22 protein-coding genes are annotated in these 24,523 nt (G+C 52.0%); 9 read left to right on the top strand and 13 right to left on the bottom strand.

The features are described from left to right. Positions 1-79 precede the first annotated feature (79 nt). Positions 80-1,066, top strand: a complete 987-nt coding sequence (locus QUF18_RS02940) for an AraC family transcriptional regulator (protein WP_289385075.1) — start codon at positions 80-82, stop codon at positions 1,064-1,066. Between the two features lies 1 nt (position 1,067). Here the strand turns inward: QUF18_RS02940 and QUF18_RS02935 are convergent, their stop codons facing one another. The 7 genes from QUF18_RS02935 to QUF18_RS02905 all read right to left on the bottom strand — a co-directional run bounded on the left by QUF18_RS02935 (position 1,068) and on the right by QUF18_RS02905 (position 7,929). Beyond that, on the bottom strand, positions 1,068-1,835 hold the full coding sequence (locus tag QUF18_RS02935; RefSeq protein ID WP_289385074.1) for a phosphatase PAP2 family protein: 768 nt from the start codon (positions 1,833-1,835) through the stop codon (positions 1,068-1,070). Between the two features lie 66 nt (positions 1,836-1,901). Next, the gene (locus QUF18_RS02930; protein ID WP_289385073.1) at positions 1,902-2,774 is read right to left on the bottom strand and encodes a DUF535 family protein; all 873 of its coding nucleotides are present in this window, start codon (positions 2,772-2,774) and stop codon (positions 1,902-1,904) included. A gap of 326 nt (positions 2,775-3,100) precedes the next feature. Further along, a complete protein-coding gene (locus QUF18_RS02925; protein ID WP_289385072.1) occupies positions 3,101-4,285 on the bottom strand; it encodes an ATP-binding protein in 1,185 nt (394 codons plus the stop codon). Next, positions 4,282-4,980 carry a response regulator transcription factor gene (locus tag QUF18_RS02920; protein WP_289385071.1) on the bottom strand — a complete coding sequence of 233 codons (699 nt, stop codon included), beginning with the start codon at positions 4,978-4,980 and terminating at the stop codon, positions 4,282-4,284. The genes QUF18_RS02925 and QUF18_RS02920 overlap by 4 nt, the downstream gene beginning before the upstream one ends. A gap of 159 nt (positions 4,981-5,139) precedes the next feature. Then, the gene (locus tag QUF18_RS02915; protein WP_289385070.1) at positions 5,140-5,955 is read right to left on the bottom strand and encodes a hypothetical protein; all 816 of its coding nucleotides are present in this window, start codon (positions 5,953-5,955) and stop codon (positions 5,140-5,142) included. 157 nt (positions 5,956-6,112) lie between these two features. After that, on the bottom strand, positions 6,113-7,030 hold the full coding sequence (locus QUF18_RS02910; protein ID WP_289385069.1) for a hypothetical protein: 918 nt from the start codon (positions 7,028-7,030) through the stop codon (positions 6,113-6,115). 80 nt (positions 7,031-7,110) lie between these two features. Next, on the bottom strand, positions 7,111-7,929 hold the full coding sequence (locus QUF18_RS02905; protein ID WP_289385068.1) for a sugar phosphate isomerase/epimerase family protein: 819 nt from the start codon (positions 7,927-7,929) through the stop codon (positions 7,111-7,113). A gap of 390 nt (positions 7,930-8,319) precedes the next feature. Here QUF18_RS02905 and QUF18_RS02900 point away from each other — a divergent pair, with 390 nt between their 5' ends. From QUF18_RS02900 to QUF18_RS02865, 8 genes are all read left to right on the top strand, one after another. Beyond that, on the top strand, positions 8,320-9,954 hold the full coding sequence (locus QUF18_RS02900; protein ID WP_289385067.1) for an ABC transporter substrate-binding protein: 1,635 nt from the start codon (positions 8,320-8,322) through the stop codon (positions 9,952-9,954). A 96-nt stretch (positions 9,955-10,050) separates the two neighbouring features. Further along, entirely contained in the window at positions 10,051-11,085 is a 1,035-nt protein-coding gene (locus QUF18_RS02895) for an ABC transporter ATP-binding protein (RefSeq protein WP_289385066.1), read from the top strand. Next, positions 11,082-12,101 (top strand): ABC transporter ATP-binding protein, encoded by a 1,020-nt coding sequence (locus tag QUF18_RS02890; RefSeq protein WP_289385065.1) that lies wholly within the window; start codon positions 11,082-11,084, stop codon positions 12,099-12,101. Before QUF18_RS02895 ends, QUF18_RS02890 begins: the two co-directional genes overlap by 4 nt. Before the next feature lie 12 nt (positions 12,102-12,113). Further along, on the top strand, positions 12,114-13,043 hold the full coding sequence (locus QUF18_RS02885; RefSeq protein WP_289385064.1) for an ABC transporter permease: 930 nt from the start codon (positions 12,114-12,116) through the stop codon (positions 13,041-13,043). Positions 13,044-13,055: 12 nt separating this feature from the next. Beyond that, positions 13,056-13,931 (top strand): ABC transporter permease, encoded by an 876-nt coding sequence (locus QUF18_RS02880; RefSeq protein WP_289385063.1) that lies wholly within the window; start codon positions 13,056-13,058, stop codon positions 13,929-13,931. 14 nt (positions 13,932-13,945) lie between these two features. Then, positions 13,946-14,662 carry a glycerophosphodiester phosphodiesterase family protein gene (locus QUF18_RS02875; RefSeq protein ID WP_289385062.1) on the top strand — a complete coding sequence of 239 codons (717 nt, stop codon included), beginning with the start codon at positions 13,946-13,948 and terminating at the stop codon, positions 14,660-14,662. Positions 14,663-14,822: 160 nt separating this feature from the next. Further along, on the top strand, positions 14,823-15,647 hold the full coding sequence (locus tag QUF18_RS02870; protein ID WP_289385061.1) for a bifunctional allantoicase/(S)-ureidoglycine aminohydrolase: 825 nt from the start codon (positions 14,823-14,825) through the stop codon (positions 15,645-15,647). A gap of 261 nt (positions 15,648-15,908) precedes the next feature. Beyond that, positions 15,909-17,306: an alanine/glycine:cation symporter family protein gene (locus QUF18_RS02865; RefSeq protein WP_289385060.1), complete on the top strand. Its 1,398-nt coding sequence runs from the start codon at positions 15,909-15,911 to the stop codon at positions 17,304-17,306. 66 nt (positions 17,307-17,372) lie between these two features. Here the strand turns inward: QUF18_RS02865 and QUF18_RS02860 are convergent, their stop codons facing one another. From QUF18_RS02860 to QUF18_RS02835, 6 genes are all read right to left on the bottom strand, one after another. Next, the gene (locus tag QUF18_RS02860; RefSeq protein ID WP_289385059.1) at positions 17,373-18,452 is read right to left on the bottom strand and encodes an ABC transporter ATP-binding protein; all 1,080 of its coding nucleotides are present in this window, start codon (positions 18,450-18,452) and stop codon (positions 17,373-17,375) included. Continuing rightward, complete coding sequence (locus QUF18_RS02855; RefSeq protein WP_289385058.1) at positions 18,449-19,429, bottom strand: ABC transporter ATP-binding protein; 981 nt, start codon at positions 19,427-19,429, stop codon at positions 18,449-18,451. The genes QUF18_RS02860 and QUF18_RS02855 overlap by 4 nt, the downstream gene beginning before the upstream one ends. Before the next feature lie 88 nt (positions 19,430-19,517). Next, on the bottom strand, positions 19,518-20,954 hold the full coding sequence (locus tag QUF18_RS02850; protein WP_289385057.1) for an amidohydrolase family protein: 1,437 nt from the start codon (positions 20,952-20,954) through the stop codon (positions 19,518-19,520). Positions 20,955-21,030: 76 nt separating this feature from the next. Continuing rightward, positions 21,031-22,623: an ABC transporter substrate-binding protein gene (locus QUF18_RS02845; protein WP_289385056.1), complete on the bottom strand. Its 1,593-nt coding sequence runs from the start codon at positions 22,621-22,623 to the stop codon at positions 21,031-21,033. A 58-nt stretch (positions 22,624-22,681) separates the two neighbouring features. Continuing rightward, positions 22,682-23,575: an ABC transporter permease gene (locus tag QUF18_RS02840; RefSeq protein ID WP_289385055.1), complete on the bottom strand. Its 894-nt coding sequence runs from the start codon at positions 23,573-23,575 to the stop codon at positions 22,682-22,684. Beyond that, the gene (locus QUF18_RS02835; protein ID WP_289385054.1) at positions 23,572-24,513 is read right to left on the bottom strand and encodes an ABC transporter permease; all 942 of its coding nucleotides are present in this window, start codon (positions 24,511-24,513) and stop codon (positions 23,572-23,574) included. The genes QUF18_RS02840 and QUF18_RS02835 overlap by 4 nt, the downstream gene beginning before the upstream one ends. Positions 24,514-24,523: the final 10 nt, after the last annotated feature.

Here is a 24,523-nt window from a genome sequence, read left to right as displayed (position 1 = left end):
TATGGCAAATAATAACAGTTTGGACTTTATTTTATGATCGGTTTTGCCATATTCTGCCTTTAAGGAGCAGGAGAAAACCATGATCGGCAGCGGCTTTGTTGATGATGCACTGGCAGCCTTGCAGCACTATGCGCCTGCAAAAGTACCGCTTGTGCTGGCAGCCGCCGGTATTGATGCGCTCGCCTTAAAACAACCGGATTTTACACTCGATGCCGCCCGATATGGTCGTCTCTGGCTGGCCATTGCAGAGGAAATTCAATGTGAGTTTTTCCGCTTTGGCCAGCGTCCGATGCCACCCGGCAGCTTTGCCATGCTCTGCCATGCAGCCCTGTCGAGCGATAATTTGGAACATGCCATCCGCCGTTCCTTGCGCTTTTTCACATTGCTGATCGGTGAGCCGAGGGGCGAACTGATCTTGCGCGACGGACTGGCTGTTATTGTGCTGCGTGAGGTCAGCCCTGCACGCCCAGCCTTTGCCTATCGCACCTTTTTTCTCATTCTTTACGGCCTGTTATGCTGGCTGGTGAAGCGGCGTCTTCCTATTCACGATATCAGTTTTCGTGGTGCACCGCCGCCGGACAGGACCGATTATGCAGATTTTTTCAGCACCAAAGTTCGTTTCTTGAGCCAGGAAACCAGCCTTGCGTTTGATCCGGCGCTGCTGTCATTGAAAATTCATCGCAGCAAGTCAGCTTTGCGGCAGTTTCTGGCGCAGGCACCGGCCAATATTCTGCTGCGCTATCGCTATGATCGCGGCAGTGCTTCCGCAATCCACAAATTGCTGCGTGAAACGCCCCCTGTCAGTTGGCCGGATTTTGCACAGGCAGCGCAAAGCCTGCATATATCCGAGCCGACTTTGCGCCGTCATTTACATGCCGACGGTATGAGTTACAGCGGTTTGAAAGAAGAGTTGCGTCGTCAATATGCACTGATCTGGTTGCAGGAAGCAGATAAGCCTGTTGGCATGATTGCAGCCGAGCTTGGCTATACGGAGCCAAGCGCCTTTCACCGTGCCTTTAAAAAATGGACAGGCACCAGCCCCGCCCTTTATCGCAAGAGACCATAAATCACTGTGAGCGAAACAGATTGCGGATAGCCTGTCCGATCTGTCCGACAGAGTGGTCAATACGTGTGCTGTTGCGTTCAAATACCAGCCATAGCCATGCCATTACAATGGCGACAAACATCCATGATAGCATCACGTCAGACAAAAAATGCGCCCCCATCACAATGCGGTTCAATGAGAAAATCAGCGCAAAAATGGCTGTCAAAGCCAGTAACGGCAAACGATAAGCACCACCTAAGATCAAAGGAACAGATAACATGGCCATAGCACTGGCGGCCTCTCCGGAGGGGAAAGAGCAACTGCTCTGACAGCTATTGGCAATCTGCCAAGCCGGTGTGAAAAGCATTGTGCCGCCGAACTCCAATATTTCATTCGGGCGCGCACGGCCAATCAGATATTTTAACACGTGGACGACTGCCAAGGCTCCCACAGCATAGACTGAAATAACATAGAGCAACTTATGCGGTGCCGGCAGCCAGCGCCGCCTGAATAAGGCCTGTATCACCAAAGCCAACAATAATGCAGGGACTATTATGGCCGGCAGTATGCGATGCAAATCACGCAATGCCAGTAAATACCAATTCTCATGAAGCGCAAATTTGCCTGCCGCGTCTGCAAACAGGCCGGAAATCATAATATCGGTGACAGGCACAATCATAAAAATAAAACTGATGACCACCGCCAGTCGTGTCAGCGTAATCAGCCACTCATTTTGTGGTTTGATAGCAGAACTGCGAATAAAAGCCGGTACAATAGGATTTAAGTCCATAAAAACTCACGCACAAAAAAATACAATAAAAACAAGATATAAAAATAAATCATGAGGTCGCCTTTTTCATAAGGGGGCATCCTCACCCGCAAATATCAGCTGTCTTCCGGCCAGCAAAAACTCCGATTTGCAAATATCACGCTTGGCAGCTTTTGGTCTTAATCCGGCATTCCGCAGCGGCAAAATATAGCCGAAGCGGCCCGCAGGTTCACCGCCACGCTCAGTCCAATAGTGGTTCAGATCGGACATCATCTTTTCACGACGCGTATTGTGCCGGAAATTAATAACGTGACTATCATTGGCCACGGCCAGCACATGAGTGGCGCCGCCAGCCTCTGCTATACCCTCCGTAACCATCAACAAGGCATCTTTCGGGCGCACCCCAAAAAGATCGCGGGTCGCATCAATCACAGATCGCTTAGCATCCTCGCCTTTCGCGCCCTGAAATCCGCCAATAGCCACGGTCACTTTGCCGTTCTCATCCTTTGTAAAAATAAAGCTGAGCATGTGGAGAAATGCCTGATCCCGCCGCCGTTTCAGAGCGAGTGTAAACCCGCCTTCGTGACGCGCCCCTGCATGATCCGACAAGCAGAGCGAGAGATCATAATGATCCCGTTTCCCCTCAATTTCGGAGATTTTCAGCCGCCGCCCCATCCAGAGCTGCTGCAGATCTTCCTGAGCCATCACTTGGCCGGCAATAGAAAAATGATTTTGCAACCAGTGTGAACGCTCGCGCAATGAAGCTTTATGAAGAAAGAAATTCGGAATGGCTTTGCGGATCAGATCATCATGCGGCAAACCAAGGTGATGCTTTTGGCAAAATGCCGCAATAAAAGCATACCACTGCAATGATAATTGCGGATAGATCATCAGGCGCAATGTGAAAGCCGCAGCCTTTCTGAAACGCAGCCGTAAGCCCATACCAAGCGCATGTTTCAATACACAGCGCCAGCTTATCGCTTGAGCCTGTAAAACCTGCGAGGGCAAATCTTCAGACTTTACACGTCTTCTGACCGGATGTTTTTTTGCTTCAGGAAGGTTTATATGACAGTTCACAGCATATTTCTCACTTTCGTGAGAGCTTGTGCGGCAGAAATGTCAAGATTTAACCGGAGAATTATGTGACCAAATGCAAGCTATATTATAAGACAATAAACTTTATAAATATTTCTTCTGAATTTTCTTAAATTCTAAAAACCTCATAGGCATAAAAATACTTAATGCACATGAAATAAAATCAATACTGAATTAAAATTCCGGCAGCATCATATGACATCACCGGTCTTCACCGGTAAATTTCGCGGAAAAATCATCGTTACAGAGGCACCGCCTTCTTTGAGATTTTCTTGTTCCAGCCTGCCGCCATGAGCAGCAACAATCGCCCGCACAATAGACAGCCCCAACCCTGAACCACCGCTTGCTCTGGAACGCGATGGCTCTCCGCGCCAGAAAACATCAATCGAATACCCAGTCATATCCTGCGAAAAACCGGGGCCACGATCAATAATCCTTAAGAAGGCTTCTTCCTTATTCAGATAACCGCTTTCACAACGCAGATACCCGCCTTCTGCCGCATAGCGACAGGCATTTTCCATCACGGCCAGTATAGCCTGACGCAAACGCTGATTATCCGCAGGTATGATTGCTTTTTTCAGACCGGTCTCCAGCACCATGCCAGCATCTTGTAGCAAGGGCCGTGATGCCTGCAAAATTTGTTCGGCTGCTTGCGCGATATCCACCTTATTCCGCTCTGTCACCAGCTTCTGACTGGCCGCCAGCGACAAAGTTCGCAAATCATTGACAAGGCGTGACAGGCCTTCAACCTGCGTCAACAAATCCTCGATACGATCATCATCACGCGGAAAAACCTTATCCGCCATCCCCTGCAACATACCCTGTACAATTGTCAGCGGTGTACGTAGTTCATGGGCAACGGCCATTGTATTAAACCGCAGGCGCCGCTCCATATTTTCCAGTTCCTCTGCCAAGGCATTAAACCGGTGGATCAGCAACTGCACCTCACCTGTCCCCTGAACATCATCAGGAACGCGTACCGAAAAATCCCCTTCGCGCAGATTATTGACCACCCGAGTCAGGTTCTCCAACGGGCGGCTGATTTTACGGGCAAGCCAGAAGCCGATAATGCTGCACAAAAAAGCAGCCGCCAGACCAAATTTCACGACCAGCAGATATAATTCTGCTTCCCCGGTCTCATAAAGCGGCTTCAGCTGCTGAACCAGAGCCAGAAAATCAGCCTCTTTGGGCAATTCTAGCCTGTCCAGCATATCATAAGCCCGCCGCGCATTCGGCGTCAGCTGATCCAGATATTCCTGCTCATAGAGATTTTGCACCCACAGCACACCAAAGAAGACTATGGCCATACTCAGCAACAACATTGCTGCTGTGACCAATGCTGAAACCGTACTCAGAGACAGACGGGAAATTTTCATCGTGGTTCTGCCAGACGATAACCTATACCACGAACGGCCGGAAACAGTCCTGACGGACCGCCTGAAACTTCAATCTTGCGGCGCAAATTGGCGATATGCGTATCAATGGTGCGCACAAGCGCATCACTTTGCGGCAGACAGGCATCCAATAGATCATTGCGCGGAAATGCATGCGTCGGTCTGCGGATCATATGCGCCAGAATACGAAACTCGCTCAGGGTGAGCGGCAAAAGCTGCCTTTCGTCACCCGTATCGGTAAAGGCCGCATGAGCGTCGAAATCCACCAATATATTCTCAAAGCGGATTGCAACATTGGCAGCATTATTGCGGGTGCGACGCAGCACGGCATTAACGCGTGCGACCACCTCCTGCGGATTAAACGGCTTGATCACATAATCATCCGCCCCCAGACGCAGACCTGACAAACGGTCGAGATCTTCCGCCAAAGCACTAATCATAATCACCGGAATATTACTGTCGCGACGGATACGTGCCAGCACTTCGAAACCATCATATTTCGGCATTTTGACATCAAGCAGGATGAGATCGGGGGACAGCATAGAATGATGCCGCAACGCGATTTCACCATCAGACGCACTCACTGTGCGAAAACCGTCGCGGATCAGATATGCCTCCAGAATACTGGCAATAGCAGGCTCATCTTCAACAATCAGTATCAGGCCTTTATCAAGCATTCTACACCTCTAATAGCGGAGTTCGCACAAAGTCATATTCTCTGCACTTGGCAAGATCAGTTGTCACCTGTCCGGAGAAACAGTTGCCAGTATAGGCTGATTGTCAAGATTATGTGTGCGTGATGCCAAGCCTCCAAAGATGATGACGACAGAGAATGATCAGACTGCCAATGCGTTCTGAATTGATTGTTTTTCATCTGCTGTCAGATCGAGACGATCAAGATTTTCATCCAGCAATATCGGCACATCGCAGCCCTGTGGTAAGACTGCCAATGCAGGTGTTTGATTGGCTTTAGTGCCCGCTGCAACGCTCAAGTAAAATGGCTCTTCTTTTTTCTTGAAGCGGCTTGCGCGTTTTTTCTTCTTACCCGCATCATTCATGTAGCTGTAAAACACGTTGCGAATACCATAGTTCTTTTGAATACCTGTGATCGTCACAGCAACCGGTTTAAGCACCAGTGGTTTACGCATCTTCTTATTCAACCCGCGGGTTTTGAACATGGCGACAATCACTGCAATCGCCCCACCGATCAGCAGCACCGTGAAAACACCAAGTGTAAAAATGCGATCCCAAAGCTTTTCAATTCCCAGATCCAGCGTCACCAATGACGGATCATCGCCGGAGCGGACGACTTCTACTTCATAACCTGAACTGTTCAGGTCAAAAAACATGAAGCTGACGCTCTCCTGAACAGACTTGCCCGTATTGTCCTTGAAGATAATATCAGCTTTGCAATCCGTCATAATGATTTGGCGGGTTTTACATTCGCCTTTTCGGATATATGCATTGTCATCCACGATCGGATTTTGGCTGATTGTATAATCGCGGAGAATACCCGGGCCCTGATACCACAACAAAAATATACCCAGCGCCATACAAACGACCATCGCGAACGAGAGCATGATACCGCCTGAAAGGCCTGCATTTTTGATCTGAATTGCACGACGCGGAAACGTCTGTTCAAGTGCTTGCATAAGAGTCATTTCCTACTGTCTGAAGCGAAATATTTTGGCCGCTATAATGAAAAACAGCCCTTGAGACCACCGGAAACCACTTCACAAAGCACAAACCTATGTAAACAAACTTGTGCTTCATGCTGCCAAACCAACTGAAATTATAGCCATGAAGGGCTTATTGCCCTGCGTAACTCGCCTTAATTTTTAAAGTTTTCTGGAGTTCACCAAGCATTTTCAAAGGCTCTTTATCGTTCTGAGCCAGAGCGATAGCCGGATCAAAATTCAGATGAATTTCTGCGGGAGTTTTTGGCTTCGGCAAATCCGTAATGAAGCGGATTATGGCCTGTTTATCGTCGCTCGCGAGCATCTCCGGTGACAAACCGGCCACAAAAGCCAGTGCCATAGCGCGGTAATTTTCAACTTCCGGTTCCGGATCATGATCATACCCGATCAGCCCGACAAGGGTCATCATCACGTAATTTACAAAGAAACCCTGATCGTCGAGCTTTGCTGAAATCTCACGGAGTTTAATATTGTCAACCGGCGGAGTTGGTTCATCCAGGGCATCCAATTTTGGTAATTCAGGTAATTCCACAATGGCAGATGCCAGAACCTCACCGATATATTTGCCGTATAAACGAACCTCATTCACATTCAAGACTTTGCTGTCTTGATCCCAGCGATAGGCCACTTTGAGACTAAAGCCATCGTCTTTGAGCTTACTCAGATAACGCATAGCAGGAAGATTGCTCGGCCAGAATCCGACAGACTGTATATGCACCTCTCCCCATTCCGGTAGGGTCTGCGCCTTTTCATCAAGCGCAGCACTGCTGATTTCCACTTTTTGCGCTGTCCAGTTCTGATACATACCGGCGTTGAATGTAACATTGGTGAGTGTACAGCCATCGGCACGATAGGTAATTTCTGCATCATTCAAAAGTGAAGACGCCTCGGAAAAAATCACTGCACAAGGACCTTCCGCTTTTGCCGTTGCCTGCTTTACCGGCTCTGCTGAACTTTGTTCTGCAAGCACTGTGCCTGACCATAAAGGCAGCATGACACAAGCGGATAAAAACGGGCGTAAAACGGACATAAGCGGCTCCTTAAAATGCAACATCCCGCCGGTGTAACACCGGCGGGACGCAACAACAATTATTATTCCGTCGATAAAATTTACTGTCCCAACCCTGTGGCTTCCAGATATTTCATCGATTTTTTAATGTCATTATGGTCGCGCATTTCCAAAATCAGGCGCGGATTGCTGTCATATTGTTTCAACGCTGCAAAGACAGCTTTCCAGTTGACTGTGCCGTCACCGGTTGCCCAATGGCGGTCAGCATAGCCGTCCGCATCCTGCAAATGCACATGCTGCAAACGGTTGGCGGCAGCATGAACGAAATGATCAACCGGCGCCGCACCGGTATTACCATGAGCGTAATGGGCATGACCGGTATCGATGGAAACGGCCACAGAAGACGAGTTAAAACTGTCGGCCAGTTTCAGACGTTCAAACGGATTGATGTCTTCAATATTTTCAATCACAAAAGTCACGCCCATATTTTCCGCGCGGCGCAGAGCTGGTGTCAGCGCCAAATGGGTGTTTTCAGTCATTTCTTCACGGCCTTTAAAACCGTCATCCAGATGGTTGTAAGACCATGTGGTGAACGGGCTGTGGATCACAACCTGATCGGCACCGAGAAACTCACAAACATCCAGAGCCTGATCGAGACGTTTCTGCACAACGGTGCGTACATCCGGATCCGGCGTATCAATGGTAAAACCCCAGAACGGGCCATGAATACCCAAACGCCCCTGATGACCATCCAGCTGTTTCTTGATTTCTTCAGCCATAGGTTTCCAGTCACCGCGCAGTACATCGGCATCGATAAAGCTCTGGATTTCTAGATCGCGCGGTTTGGAAAGATACCAGTCGCGGTGAACCGGCATTTCTTCAACCAGCAGGGCAGCACCAATAATCGGCAGTTCAGACATTGTCTCGTCCTCGGATAATAATCAGATAGCCACACTTATTGAAGGATGGCGCCAAAATGCGATGCACAAAATAATCATACATTATGCATCAATAAACGGCGCTGCAACTCTGCAAGCAACCGCATGAGCGCGCTCTTGCCTGCATTATATGTCAGGCATTTTACAACACTGAGCTCAAATCATAGAAATTAGAAAATTCATAAATATTTCATACGGTTGCAACACAAAAACCGGCTGTCAGCAGAATGTCATGAAAAGATAAAATCAAGTTTATACCCGTGTCACACAGAGCGCCTATTCCGCTGCCAGTCCATGCCGGAACCGGTTTTTCCTCCCCGCTCTTTAACAGCCGGACGGCATCATGTTTCTGTCAACAACGGGAGACCTTTGATGGTTTCGATTAACCGGCGCAATGCACTCGGCCTGATCGGCTTTGGCGCAGCCTCACTGACCCTGCCACGCTTTGCCATTGCCCAGAGCAATGACCGTCCTTCCATCACCATTGCGGTGCAGAAAGTATCCAACTCCAATACGCTTGATGTGTTGCGCGAGCAGTCCAATGTGGGCGAACGCATATTCTTCTCGCAATTGTGGGAAGCACTGATCGAGATTGACTGGATCAACAATCTCAACCGCGTTGCAGGTCTTGCGACCGAATGGAAGCGCATTGACGACCAGACCGTTGAACTGAAATTGCGCCAAGGCGTGAAATTCCACAACGGCGATGAAATGACCGCCGAAGATGTGGCCTTTACATTCAGTGCAGACCGTATGTTCGGCGACACCAAGCCAAATACAGGTGAAACGCTCCGCGTCACCGAGGTCAATCCAACCAATCGCGAGAGCAAAGAACTGCCGCCGGAAGTTCCGGCCACAGCGCGCCGCAATTTCCCGTCACTGCTCGGCGTTGAGATCGTCGACAAATATACCGTACGCTTCAAAAATGGTACGCCGGACATCACCTTGGAAGGCCGCATTTCCCGTTACGGCAGCCAGATCATGAACCGCCGCGCCTATGAAGAAGCCAGCAGCTATCTCGACTGGGCACGTAAGCCTGTGACCAGCGGTCCGTATAAAATCGTGGAATTCAAACCGGATAATTATCTGCAGCTTGAAGCGCATGACGAATATTGGGGCGGGCGTCCGCCATTGAAAAGCATCCGTTTTGTTGAAGTGCCGGAAGTCGCTTCCCGCGTCAATGGTCTGCTTTCCGGTGAATATGATTTCGCCTGTGATATCCCGCCGGATCAGATTGAAAACATCGAAAAGAACCCCGAGTTTGAAGTTCTCGGCGGTGCGGTGCTCAACCATCGTCTGACCGTGTTCGACAAGAACCACCCGCAACTTGCCAGCCCGCTGATCCGTCGCGCCTTCACCCATGCGATCGACCGTCAGGCTATCGTTGAAAGCCTGTGGGCAGGCCGCACACAAATTCCGGCGGGTCTGCAATGGCCGTATTATGCTGACATGTTCATCAGTGACTGGACTGTGCCGGAATATAATCCCGGTCTCGCGCGTCAGCTGCTTAAAGAAGCCGGTTATAAAGGCGATCCGATCCCTTATCGTCTGCTCAACAATTACTACACCAACCAGACCGCAACCGGTCAAATTCTGGTGGAGATGTGGCAGCAGGCCGGTCTCAATGTTGAGATCGAGATGAAGGAAAACTGGCAGCAGGTGCTGGAACAGACCCCGACCCGCGCGGTGCGCGACTGGTCGAACTCCGCACCGTTCAACGATCCGGTCTCTTCCATTGTCAGCCAACATGGTCCAAACGGTCAGCAGCAGCAGGTTGGCGAATGGACAAACAAGGAAGTGAATGAACTCTCGGGCTTCCTTGAAACCAGTATGGATCAGGGCAAACGCCGTGAAGCTTTCAAGCGGATGCTGGAAATCTGCGAGCGTGAAGATCCGGCCTATACGGTTCTGCACCAGAACGCGACTTTCACCGCCAAACGTAAATCCGTGAAGTGGAAAGCCGCACCGGCCTTCGCCATGGAATTCCGTAAAAACAACTGGGGCTAAGCCCTGTGAGCCATGCGGGTGTCATCATCCGCATGGCTTTTTGTTTCATTCTCTGCTTCGGCATTTGATGCCGTTATTTATAACAGGAGCGCGTCGATGGCTTTGGTCGAGATCGCCGATCTGAAAGTGGCTTTTGACGGCGTGCAGGTTTTGCACGGTATCAATCTGAAAATTGAAAAAGGCGAAGCCGTCGGGCTGGTCGGAGAATCTGGTTGCGGCAAATCCGTAACATGGCTGGCAGCACTCGGGCTACTGCCGAAGAAAGCCACAGTCGCCGGTTCGGTCATGATTGACGGTGCCAATCTGATCGGCGCGACACGGCGCAAACTGGAATCTGTACGCGGATCACGCATTGCCATGATTTTTCAGGATCCGTCCTCTTCGCTCAATCCGGTGATCCGTGTCGGCAAGCAGATCGAAGAAGCGGTGAAACTGCATCGCGGTATTTCCGGTGCGGCTGCGCGCAAAGAAGCGCTGCGCCTGCTGGAACTGGTCGGCATTCCTGATGCTGTCCGCCGTCTTGATAATTTTCCCCATGAGTTTTCCGGCGGGCAGAACCAGCGTCTGATGATCGCCATGGCATTGGCCGGTGAGCCGGATTTGCTGATTGCCGATGAGCCGACCACCGCGCTGGATGCCACTATTCAGGCGCAGGTGCTCGACCTGCTCGCCCGTATCCGTAAGGAAACCGGCATGGCGATTGTGTTCATCAGCCATGATCTGGGTGCCGTGTCGCAAATCTGCGAACGGGTCTGCGTGATGTATGCCGGACGTATGATCGAAAAAAGTTCGACAGAAGCGCTGTTCGCGCAGCCGCGCCATCCCTATACACGCGGGCTTTTTGATGCGATCCCGCGCATTGATGGTGGCCGTGAGCGTCTCATCCCTATTGAAGGCACTGTGCCGGAACCGGGAAAACTACCGAAAGGCTGTGCTTTTTCTCCGCGCTGCAACCGTGCAGAAAATCGTTGCAAAAGCGATCTGCCGCCTTTGACCGGCAATCAGTATGATCGTTATATCGCCTGTTTCCGCCCCGTTGAAATACGTGACACTGTTATTCCTGCGACACCGGTTGTACCGACTGCATTTATTGCTCCCGCTCCGGCAACACAACAGCAGGTGCTGTCATGAACAAGCCGCTGCTCGAAGCTAAAAATTTAAGCAAAATCTACACCTCCAAGCGCGGATTATTTGCCAAGCCAACAGAGGTCAAAGCCGTAGATGCGGTGAGCCTGTCCATACAAAAAGGTAAAACGCTGGGTATTGTCGGCGAAAGCGGCTCCGGCAAATCCACCACCGGTCGCCTGTTGCTGGGACTGGAACGTCCGAGTACCGGTGAAGTGCGCTTTGACGGCGATGTTCTGCCACCTGCCCGCACCAATGAATGGCGGGCTTTGCGCAAACGCATGCAGCTTGTTTATCAGGACCCGCTGGCTGCACTTGATCGCCGTCTGACCATTGCCACGCAGATTGAAGAACCGCTGCTGATCCATGGCATCGGCGACAAGGAAAGCCGTGCGGCACGGGTGAAAGAACTGATGCAATCCGTTGGCCTGATGCCGCACCATGCAGCGCGCTTTCCCCACGAGCTTTCCGGCGGGCAGCGCCAGCGCGTGGTGATTGCTCGTGCCATTGCTTGCAATCCCGAATTGCTGGTTTGCGACGAAGCCGTCTCAGCACTGGATGTTTCCATTCAGGCGCAGGTGGTCAATCTGCTGCGCGATCTGCAGGAGAAAAACGGCATTGCCATGGTGTTTATCAGCCATGATCTGAAAGTGGTACGCAATATCAGTGACCGTGTGGCTGTGATGTATCTGGGTCGGATTGTGGAAGAAGCACCGTCCGATGTGATTTTTCAGGCACCCCAGCATCCTTATACGCAGGCACTGGTTTCCAGTATTCCGGTGCCCGGTACGCTCCTGAGCAACCGCATTATCCTGCAGGGCGAGCCGCCAAATCCGGCAGCCAGACCAAGCGGATGCGCCTTTCATCCGCGCTGCCGTTTCGCCTCTGAGCGCTGCCGCACCGAGGTGCCTGAAACCTTGCAAACCGGCAAAGAGCATAGTGTTGCCTGTCATCTTTATGACAAGGGGCAAACAAGCCATCTCTATGACAGTGCATCGCAGCAAATAGCATTAGCCGGATAACAGGACAGACTGATGATTTCTTTTTTCCTTACCCGTCTGTTGCGGGCGTTCATCACCATCGTGCTGGTCGTAAGCTTTGCCTTTATCGTGCTGCGCATGTCCGGTGATCCGGCACAAATCATTCTTGGGCCTGATGCACCGCCACAAGCCGTCGAGGCTTTCCGCAAAGCATGGGGGCTGGATCAGCCGATCCTCGTACAATATTTCAGTTATTTCGGGGCGATTTTTCAGGGCGATCTCGGTGTCTCCATGCGCGACGGCCAGAAAGCGATTGATCTGGTTGCCGAGCGCATTCCCGCGACACTGATGCTGACCATTCCGACATTGCTGCTCAATCTGGCCATCGGTATTCCTGCCGGTGTTTATGCGGCACTCCATCGTGACAGCATCATCGACCGGCTGGTGATGATGACCGCCATTATAGGCTTTACCCTGCCGAATTTCGTGCTGGGTCTGGTGCTGGTGCTGATCTTCTCGGTGACACTGAAATGGTTACCTTCCGGTGGCAGTGACACATGGATGCATGCCATTCTGCCAGTGTTCACCATGAGCATTGCCGGTGCGGCCATTCTCGCCCGCTTTGCCCGCAGTGCCATGATTGAAATTCTCGGCCAACCTTATATCCGCACCGCCAGTGCCAAAGGCGTGCGCTGGGGCAACGTCATTCGCAATCACGCGCTGCCCAATGCCGCCATTCCGATTGTGACACTGGTCGGTTTCATGGTCGGCTCACTGGTGGCCGGTGCAGTGGTGATTGAATCCCTGTTCTCATGGCCAGGTGTCGGACGTTTGCTGGTGGTTGCCGTCTCCAACCGCGATCTGGCGGTCGTGCAATGTATCCTGCTGCTGATTGCCTCGACAATGGTGTTGTCCAATTTCGTTGTTGATCTGCTCTATGGTTTTCTCGATCCGCGCCTGCGCGATAATCAAGCCAAAGCGTAAAGGAACCAGCTGATGTCTGAACTCTCAATCAGCGATAGTACCGGCGTGCCGGCGGTGAATATCCAAAAGCGCAAAAAGAAACGCATACCCCTGCTGGTTATGCTGTCGCTGATCTGGTTTACCGCGATGATTATCATCGCTATCGCAGCTGACTGGATCCGCCCTTACAGCATTACGGCGATGGATCTTAAAAGCCGTCTTGTCATGCCGGGACACCCGCAACATTGGCTCGGTACAGATGAGGTCGGGCGCGATGTCCTGTCCCGCCTGATTGAATCCATTCGTGTCTCTCTGCTGATCGCTTTTGGTGCCACCATTATTTCCACCCTGCTCGGCACTACCGTTGGTTTTCTTGCTGCGAATTTCCGCAAGACCGTAGAACAAGTCGTGCTGACACTGGCCGATTTTCAGGCGGCATTGCCGTTTCTGATCCTCGCACTCTCAGTGCTGGCTTTCTTCGGTAACTCCATGATGCTGCTGGTCTGCCTGATGGGGCTTTACGGTTGGGAGCGCTATGCCCGTATCGCCCGTGGTCTGGCCATTTCCGCCAGTTCGCAGGGCTATGCCGCAGCAGTGACGCAGCTTGGTGCCAAGCAATCATGGGTCTATCTGCGCCATATTCTGCCAAATATTGCCTCGACCCTCATCGTCTCGATGACCCTGACTTTTCCTGAGATCATTCTGCTGGAAAGCAGCCTGTCTTTCTTAGGCCTTGGTGTGCAGCCGCCAAAATCCAGCCTCGGCAATATGGTCGGTTACGGACGCGAATATCTGACAACCGCGCCATGGATCATGCTGGCACCGGCCTTTGTGATCATGTTCACCACGCTATCGATTTCCATCCTCGGTGACTGGCTGCGCGACAAACTCGACCCGACCATTCGTTAAAAGGAATACCTGTCATGACACGTATTATCGGCCATCGCGGCGCGCGTAATCTCTGGCCTGAAAATTCACTCTCCGGTTTTCGCAAAACCGCTGATCTTAATATTGCCGGTGTGGAATTTGATCTGCATCTGACCAATGCCGGTGAAGTGGTTGTGCTGCATGATCCGACACTGGAGCGCACCACCAACGGCCTCGGCGATGTGGCAGAGCTTTCCAAAACTGCGCGTGTGAATACTTATTTACGTGAAAGCATGGATGAACATATTCCGCTGTTTGAAGAGGTTTTGGAAATTTTCAAACCGACCGGTATGGAACTGCATGTGGAACTGAAAAACCGCGCCAATGGTGATCTCTATGACGGCCTCACCGATGCGGTTGTGCAGATCATCCGCGCACAGGGTATGAAAGATCAGTGCATACTTACCGGCTTTACCCGTCAGGTATTGGAGCAAGTGAAAGATGTTGCTCCGGAAATGCGCCGCCTCGCCTCGCTCAATGCTTTCAGCGCCACTATTCTCGGTGGTTTACAGGAAGCGCTCGATTATTTCGACACCCATGCCGATATTCTCGCCATTGAAAAAGCCCTGCTCTCCCATAGCTGGGACGCTATCACCAGCCGGATCGCACCGGAGCGTCTGGGCGTTTGGGTGCCGAATACCGAACCAGAACTGACGTTCTGGAAAAACACACCAATCCGTCAGATCACCACAGACCGGCCTGATCTCGCCTGATCATACTGTAATTTCCCGTTTATTAATCCAATAAACGGGAAATTATATACAATATTGTCGACAATTTATAGATTTCAGTGATAATCCCACTACGCCCTCTTGCAGAATTGCTCAAAACCAGCCTGACTGCAAACAGAGGATAAAGACAACGGGAGAGATCATGACTGACCGCACTTATTATGCGCCAACCGGCGGCGCACCCAAGCAGACGCAATTGCTGAGCGACCGTGCCGTATTCACTGAGGCCTATGCGGTTATCCCTAAAGGCGTGATGATGGATATTGTCACATCCTGCCTGCCATTCTGGGACAAGACACGCGTCTGGATTTTATCGCGCCCGTTGTCCGGTTTTGCCGAGAGCTTTGCGCAATATATCGTCGAACTGGAACCAAAAGGCGGTAGTGACAAGCCAGAACCTGACCCGGATGCCGAGGCCGGTATTTTTGTGGTTGAAGGCAATATTGTCATTACGCTTGACGGCAAAGATCATGCCATGCGCGCAGGCAGCTATGCGTTTTTGCCGCCGAAGAGCCTCTGGACTGTGCGTAATAAAAGCGAGGCACCTGCCCGTTTCCACTGGATTCGCAAAAGTTTTGAATATGTGAATGGTCTGGATGTGCCGGAAGCCTTTTTCAAGCATGAGTCCGAAGTCGAGCCGGTTGCTATGCCGGACACCGACGGCAAATGGGCAACCACCCGCTTTGTTGACCCAAGCGATCTGCGCCACGATATGCATGTCAATATCGTCACGTTCGAGCCGGGTGCCATTATTCCTTTTGCGGAGACCCATGTGATGGAGCATGGTCTTTATGTGCTTGAAGGTAAAGCGGTTTATCGTCTCAATCAGGATTGGGTTGAGGTTGAGGCCGGTGACTATATGTGGCTGCGCGCCTTCTGTCCGCAGGCCTGTTATGCCGGTGGTCCGGGCAAGTTCCGCTATCTGCTCTACAAAGATGTCAACCGTCATGTAAAGCTGAAGCTCTGACCGCATAAATAATCATTTTTTAAACAACAGCCGCCGGTTTTACACAGACCGTGCGGCTGTATTTTTGACAAGACCGAATTTTATTGGCAAAAGCACCGCTCTTCAGTCATTGCTAAAAAACTGGAGCGGTCTACATTCATGTTGGATCGCAGTGCTCCAAGCAATGAGCCTGAATATAAGCTAAAATAATTTATTAAGTCATATTTACCGCAAAACGACATCGTCACCTCAACTGAGGTGTGACCGGAGCGTATTCTACAAATGACAACAATTATTGCCTTTATTAACACGATCCTCTGGGATTATGTCCTGATTTACGGATTGCTTGCGGTCGGGATTTATTTCTCGATCAGGCTCAATTTCATTCAGCTTCTGCACTTTCCTGAGTTTTTCCGCTCGGTTTTGCGCGCACCAAAGCGCGATGACAGCGGGATTACCCCGTTTCAGGCACTCTGTACCAGCCTTGCCTCCCGCGTCGGTACCGGCAATATTGCCGGTGTGGCGGTTGCGCTTTATCTCGGTGGTGCCGGTGCTATTTTCTGGATGTGGATCGTCGCCTTTGTCGGTATGGCTACGGCCTATGCCGAAAGCACACTGGCGCAGCTTTATAAAACCCGTGATGCAAATGGTCAGTTCCGTGGCGGGCCAGCCTATTATATTGCGAAAGGTCTGAAAGCCCCGTGGATCGCTGTCATCTTCTCCGTCTGTCTGATCCTCGCCTTTGGTCTGGTGTTTAATGCTGTGCAGGCCAATGCCATTGCCGATGCAATGAACGGCTCTTTCGGCTTCTCCAAAATTGTGGTTGGCATTGTAATTGCAGCGCTTGCCGGTATCGTCATTTTCGGTGGCATCCGTCAGATCGCCCGCGTGGCCGAACTGGTTGTGCCGTTTATGGCGGCAATCTATCTCGGTGTTGCGCTCTTTGTACTGATTACCAATATTACCGAAGTCCCTGCTCTGCTGGCCTTGATTGTCAAAAGCGCCTTTGGTGTGGAAGCTGCCGCAGGTGGTATCGCCGGCGCACTGATGAATGGTGTGAAGCGCGGGCTGTTCTCCAATGAAGCCGGTATGGGCTCGGCACCAAATATCGCGGCCTCTGCCACACCTAATCCGCACCACCCGTCCTCGCAGGGGTTTGTGCAGGCACTCGGCGTGTTCATTGATACAATTCTGATTTGTACCGCAACAGCCATCATGATCCTGCTGTCAAATAAACTGGCACCAAATTCAGGTCTTACCGGCACGCTTCTGACACAGGAAGCCATGACTGTGCATATCGGCTGGTTCGGAAGCTATTTTATCAGTATTGCGATCTTCTTCTTTGCCTTCACTTCCATCATCGGCAATTACGCTTATGCGGAAAATGCCATGATTTATCTCGGTGCCGGTAAACGTCTGTGGATCTCACTACTGCGCTGCGGCACACTGCTGATGGTCGTCTGGGGCGCCTATGAAAGCATTCTCACCGTGTTCAATGCGGCTGATGCCGCTATGGGTCTGATGGCAACCATCAACCTGATTGCCATTGCTCTGCTCTCCGGCACGGTTGTTAAAGTGACCAAGGATTATTTCGACCAGCAGAAGCGCGGTACACCGCATTTCACGCTGAAAGATTATCCGGAACTCAACGGCAAAGTAGACGGCGAAATCTGGAAATAACCACCAAACACAAAACATGCCGCTTCAGAACTGAAGCGGCATGTTTTTATTGTAGTCTGATTGTTTTTAAGCAGCCTGTTCTTTTTCTGCCCGCTTCTTCGCGAAAAGCCCTAAACGCTGCTGCAATTTCTCCGCACCGGATGCGAAATGCGCCGCATGTTTGAAGGCAGACACCTGGCTCTCAAAATGGCAGGCCACCTGCTGGCCAGTGCCTAAATCCTTCAATTCAGGAATTTGCTGTTTGCACAAATCCTGTGCCAGTGGACAACGGGTATGAAAGCGGCAACCGGAAGGCGGATTAAGCGGGCTTGGGACATCGCCACCCAGCACGTTCCATGAGCCGCGCGACGCCGGATCGGGCTGCGGCGCGGCAGACAACAAAGCCTGCGTATAGGGATGGCGCGGATTATTATAGAGCTGATGCTTGTCGGCGATCTCCACCACCTGTCCGAGATACATTACTGCCACGCGGTCAGCCATATGTTTGACCACCGGCAGTCCGTGCGAAATAAACAGGTAAGACAGCCCCATTTCTTTCTGCAAATCTTTGAGCAGATTGACCACCTGCGCCTGAATGGACACATCCAGTGCCGAGACAGGCTCGTCGCAAACGATCAGTTTCGGTGACAAGGAAAGCGCACGGGCAATACCGATACGCTGGCGCTGACCACCGGAAAACTCATGCGGATAACGCGCGGCATGATACGGTGCCAGATCAACGCGGCGCAGCAGTTCAATCACCCGCTCGCGGCGTGAGGCATCGGTACCGACACCATGCACCAGCATCGGTTCGGCAATCAGTTCCCCCACTGTCATGCGCGGATTGAGACTGGCATAGGGGTCCTGAAACACCACTTGCATCTGACGGCGCAGATCACGCAGTTTAGTGCCGCTGGCATGGGTAACATCCTCGCCCTCAAACAGTACCCGACCGGCGGTCGGCTCCAGCAGGCGCAATGCCAGACGTGCAGTTGTGGATTTACCGCAACCGCTTTCACCCACGATTGCCAGCGTTTCACCCGGCATCAGCTTGAACGAAACTTCGTCCACAGCACGCACGGTACCCACCACTTTTTGACGGATCAGGCCTTTTTTGACAGGGAAATGTTTGGAAATACCCTGTAGCTCCAGAAGCGGTTGCGTCATACGAAATCCTCCACCGGCGCTCTATGGCAGGCAACAAGATGATTGGTCTGGAGTTCATGCAATGCCGGTAAAGTGGACGTGCATTCCTCATCGGAAAACGGACAGCGCGGGTTAAACCGGCAGCCGGATGGCAAACGAAACGGCGGCGGCACAACACCGCTGATTGCCACCAACCGGTCAACATCCTCATCCATACGCGGCATCGAGCCCATCAGACCAATGGTATAGGGATGCTGCGGATCTTTGAAAATCGCATTGACGGAAGCGCGTTCCGCCACTTTACCGGCATACATCACCGCCACATCATCCGCGACTTGCGCTACCACACCCAGATCATGGGTAATGAGGATGATTGCCATATTGGTTTCCTGCTGCAACTCGCGCAACAGGTTAAGAATCTGCGCCTGAATGGTCACATCCAGCGCTGTTGTCGGCTCATCGGCTATCAGCAAAACCGGCTTGCAAACCAGTGCCATTGCAATCATCACACGCTGGCGCATACCACCGGACAGTTGATGCGGATATTCATCAAAACGGCATTCCGGTGCAGGAATGCGCACTTTGCGCAGCGCTTCAATCGCTTCCTCACGCATTTCCTTATACGGTTTTTTATAATGCGCTTGCAGCGCCTCAACCAGCTGATAGCCGATTGTATGCACCGGATTGAGCGAGGTCATCGGCTCCTGAAAAATCATCGCAATACGGTTGCCACGCAGCCTGCGCATCTCATCCGGCGATAGTTTCAGAAGATCCTGCCCTTCAAAAATTACTTCACCACCCGCATTCTTACCGGGCTGCGGCACAAGTCCCATGACAGACAGCGACAGCATGGATTTACCACAGCCGCTTTCTCCCACAATACCCAGTGTCTTGCCGCGTTCAACCTTCAGAGAAATGCCGTCCACCGCACGGATGACACCGTTCGGGGTTTTAAACTCTGTGACGAGATTGCGGATTTCGAGAACCGGTTCTGTCATAGTGTGATCTCCAAGCCGGTCATAGTTCCATATGACCGGAATATTGCTTTGGCCTGATTAATCGAGGCCGGATTTTTGGTTGGCTTGCTTACGCAAGGCCGGAAAATGAATGCGGGGCATAAGCAGTAACAGGGCGTTTCGCCCAGTCTTCCTGTGGTGCCCGTTGAACTGTGCGTTGCTGTGCAGCGTGGAGGTCTTCGGCGGCCTGCTCAAAATCAATCGTCAGGCATTGCCCTTTCTCGACCACCTTCTCACCACCGACATAGACCGTATCCACAGCACGCTCGGCTGCCGCATAGATCATGCTGCGGATCGGATCATAGCCCGGCCGCATCATCGGATGCGCGAGATTAACCAGCACCAGATCGGCATTACAGCCAGTTTCCAGACGCCCGATATCATCACGTCCGAGCAGATCAGCACCGCCCACAGTCGCCGCGGTAAAAATCTCACCGGATGTAACAGTGCGCGGGTTCTCAGCCATCATCCGCGCCACGTAGCCGACATGACGCATCTCTTCGAGCATATTATGCGGATAGGTATCGGTGCCGATGCCAAGGCGCACACCGGCGCGCAGATAACGGCCAAAATCGCGCATGGCTATGCCACGTCGCATAAACACAGTCGGGCAATGGGCAACCGCTGTGCGGGTTTCCACCAGCAGATCAAGATCGCGGCGCGTATGCCAGCTGTTGCGCGGATAATCGTCGAGGAAAATCCCGTGACTGACAATGCTGGTCTCACCCAGCACATCAAGCTGCTCCAGCCATTGCACCGGCGAAACACCATGACGGCGGGTAATTTCATGAAATTCTACGGTCGATTGTGCGGCATGAATCTGCCAAGGAATTTTGCGACGCTGTGCTTCTGCATAGCTCTCTTTAATCAGGCCTTCGCTACATGTATCAATCTGCGCCGGACACAGCATGGAGAACAGGCGGCCAGACGGATGTGCCTCTGCGGCATCCACCATTTCCAATGCCTGCGCCATGGCTTTTTCGCCAACGGCCTCATCCCACTCATACTCAACCACATGGCCGTTTTTGGTGTACCAGCGCGCCGTACGGAACATTGGCGTAATGCAGACGCGCAGACCACTCTGCCCTGCCAGATCAATCCATGACGGATGGGCAACAGAGAGATCAGCCAGTGTTGTGACGCCGGATTTCAGCAGTTCCGCATAGGCGACTTTCCATGCGGCTTCAGCGCCTTCCGCATCCGGACGGATAATCGGCATAAATTCATAAAGCGCGGAATTATACAGCCCCGGAGAACCGAGTTCATCGAGGATGCTCTTATTCAGCGGTTCGCTTGCTGGGTGGGAATGGATATTGACCAGACCCGGCATGACCATAAAACCACGACCGTCCTGTTCTGTATCGGCTGCACCGGCATAGCCCGTACCGACATAGGTAAGCTTGCCGTTTTCAAAAGCAACATCGGCATTTTTTACATAGATATGGCTTTGGCTGTCCTTATCCCATGCAACGACAATATCCGCGTTTCTGATGACTGTTACACGCACCGCATCACTCCCCTGCGCCTGAATTTCCGATTTGAGACTGCGGCACTGCCTCCTCGCAGTGCCGCAGTCTTTGTTTTTAGCGTTTCAGAGAAATATCCAGACCTTTATAGATACCGGCACCATAGATACCGTGCGCCTTGGCACCTTCCACACGATCACCGGAGATCAGCCACATCGGCTCGGACGACAATGTGACCCAGACATTGGCCTCGGTCAGGTTACGCTGCAGAGTTGCCAGCGCTTCATGACGCTCTTCCTTACTGGTGGTGGTTGCCGCCTTACGGATCAGCTCATCCGTTGCCGGATCTTTCCAGTTCATGCGGTTTGGTGTCGGTGCCTGACGGCTCGGGAAATACAGACCAATCGCTTCAAGAGCAGTCAGCGCCGGATAGTTCATATAGAACGCATCAAATTCCTGTGTTGCCATCTTGCCCCAGCCGACAGTCGCATCCCAAAGCTGGATTTTCATGTCGATACCGACTTTGCGCAGATCAGCCTGCATGGCCTCACTCACAGTCGGATTGGTCGCATTACGCAGACCATAGACAAGGAAGGTGGCTTTCTGGCCGTCTTTTTCACGGATACCGTCGCCGCCCATTTTCCAGCCAGCTTCTTCCAGCATTTTATTGGCTGCATCCTGATCAAAGGCAGGTGTCAGTTTGGCGGATTCCGCATCATAATCAATGATCGCCGGATTAACGAGCGAGCGCATTTCCTTACCATGACCGAAATAAACGGCCTGCGTGATCGCCGCCTTGTTGGTTGCCATATTCACGGCTTTACGGATCACCGGATCAGACACCACAGGCTTGTCGATCTTGAACCCCATGAACATATCATAGATATAGTTTTCCTGCTTGGAAACGCTGATACCCGGCATGCTTTCCATTGTGGTCAGCGCAATCGGCGGCATGTAATAGGTCATATCCGCCTGACGTGCCTGAATAGCCGCCATCAGTGTGTTGGCTTCAGGAATAATACGCCAGACAATCTCATCGATCTGCGGGCTTGGATTTTTATAGAAAGACGGCCCCCATGTATAATGCGGGTTCTTTTTCAGCTTCAGTTCCTGACGCGGCTGCCAGCTGACCCAGCAATAAGGGCCGGTGCCGTTGAAGCCCTGCACACCGAAATTTTCACCCAGTTTTTCAACTGTGTCCTTGTCCACAACGGATGAGAACGGCATGGTCAGCTGAGGCAGAAGATCGGAATATGGCTCTTCCAGCTGATAGATAACGGTGTAATCGTCTTTAGCGGTTACACTTTTCACCTTACCGCCACGGAAAGCGGTTGGTGAGCGTTTTTCAGGATTTTGCCAACGCTCGATCGTATAGACCACGTCAGCAGCCGTCATTGGACGACCATCGCAGAATTTTACGTCTTTGCGCAGGTTAAAGGTATATGTTGTGCCATCATCAGACACGGTCCAGCTTTCAGCCAGCCCCGGCTTGACGGTTTTCATGTCGAAATCGAGCGATACCAGCGTATCGCCCAGCATCGACATCACTTCCACCATTGCTGTTGCGGTGGAACGGATCGGATCGTAATTATCCGCATCAATCACGCGCAGGATCGACAATGGCGCTTTGGTCTGGGCATAAGTCGCACCGGACAAAACGGCTCCGGCAGCAACGCCGGCGATAAGCGTGGCAGTCAGGTATTTTTTCATTTTAGTCCTCCTGATGTGGCGCTCCCTGTTCTATGCAGTGATCCGCCGCCAAAAATGTTTATTTACGTAATTTCGGATCGAGCGCGTCACGAAGGGAATCCCCCAATACGTTAAACGCCAGAACGATAATGAAGATCATCAGACTTGGCAGAACCGAGACATGCGGTGCGAAGAACAGAAAGTTGCGTCCTTCCGATGCCATGGCACCAAGTTCTGCTGTCGGCGGCTGCGCACCAAGACCGATGAAAGAAAGTGCCGCGCCCAGCAGGATCACCTGTCCGAAACGAAGTGTCACGAACACGAAGATTGAAGACAGGCAGTTCGGCAGCACATATTTGAAGATGATACGGCTGTCGGACATGCCGAGCGAATGGGCACTTTCAATATAATCCTGCTGCAACACCACAATCGCGCCACCACGCACCACGCGCGCCATCAGCGGCACAGTCGCAATCGACAAAGCAATAATGACTGCGGTGAGACCCGGCCCAAAGATTGCGGCAATTGCTAAGCCAAACAAAATAGCCGGAAACGACAGCAGCACATCCATGAAGCGCATCAGCAGGCCGCTCCAACGGGTGTAATAAGCGGCAACAAAACCGATAAGACCACCGACGACACAACCGAAAAATACCGAGACGAAACCCATAAACAGCGTGGTGCGGATACCATAGAGCAGACGCGTAACCATACCACGTCCCTGCCCGTCGGTGCCAAGCAGATAGCCTGCCTCACCGACCGGCTTAAGCATCATACCGAGATTGCCGCCATACGGGTCTTCCGGTGCCAGCCACGGCGCAAACAGACCGCAAAACAGGGTCAGCACCACAAGGGTCAAAGCAATCACCGAGCCGGTATCAGACATCAACATGCGTAAAACGCTGACACGCTTGAAGGCGACTTCCGGTTCTGCCGCCTGAACAGGCGTTGTTTTTGCAACACTGGTCATCATGCACCTCTCACACGCGGGTCGAGCACGGCATAGAGAATATCAACACCGAGATTGACGAGAATAAAGCCGAGAGACATCACAATAATCGTACCCTGCGCCATTGGCAGATCGCTGGAAAGAATAGCGCCGACGGCCAGACGGCCAATGCCTGGCCATGAGAACACTGTCTCAACCACAACGGCGCCACCAAGCAAAAAGCCGATCTGCAAGCCGATCAGTGTCACCACCGGCACCAGCGCATTGCGTAAAGCATGACGGGTCACAACCAGACGTTCTTTCAGACCTTTCGCACGCGCGGTACGGATATGATCCGCGCCCAGCACATCCAGCACGGATGTGCGGGTCATACGGGCAACAGGGCCGACGAAAACACCACCCAGCGTAATCGCCGGCAGGATTATGCTGGTGAAGCCTTCCCATGTCCATAAAGGCCCGAGGCGACCGGTAAACGGCAGAATCGGATATTTAAAACCAAACAGCCAGACCAGCACCAAACCTAAGAAAAACACAGGGATAGACACACCGGCAACCGACACAGCCATGATCGAGCGATCCAGCAGCGAGCCGCGGTAATAAGCACCGACTGTGCCGAGCAGAATACCCAGCGGAATTGCCCAGATCAGGGAAGCAACCATCAGCTCCAATGTCGGGCCGATTGTGGCACCGAGTTCCTGAGACACCGGCACATTATTGATGATGGATACGCCGAGATCGCCCTGCATCAGACGGCCGACATAAAAGAAGAACTGTTTCCATAATGGCTGATCGAGACCGAGATCACGGCGAATGGCCTCAACCAGCTCCTGTGTCGCGGTTGGACCTGCACGCACCTGCGCCGGATCCGTCGGCACCACCTGCATCAGCAAAAAGCCGAGCAGCAGCACACCGAACATGACCGGCAATGCGAGAAGCAGACGTTGTAACGTGTGCCGAAGCATGAAATTGCCT

It is taken from the genome of Pseudochrobactrum kiredjianiae, assembly GCF_030362795.1.
Taxonomy (GTDB): Bacteria; Pseudomonadota; Alphaproteobacteria; order Rhizobiales; family Rhizobiaceae; genus Pseudochrobactrum; species Pseudochrobactrum kiredjianiae.
This window is presented reverse-complemented; position numbering and strand designations above follow the sequence as displayed.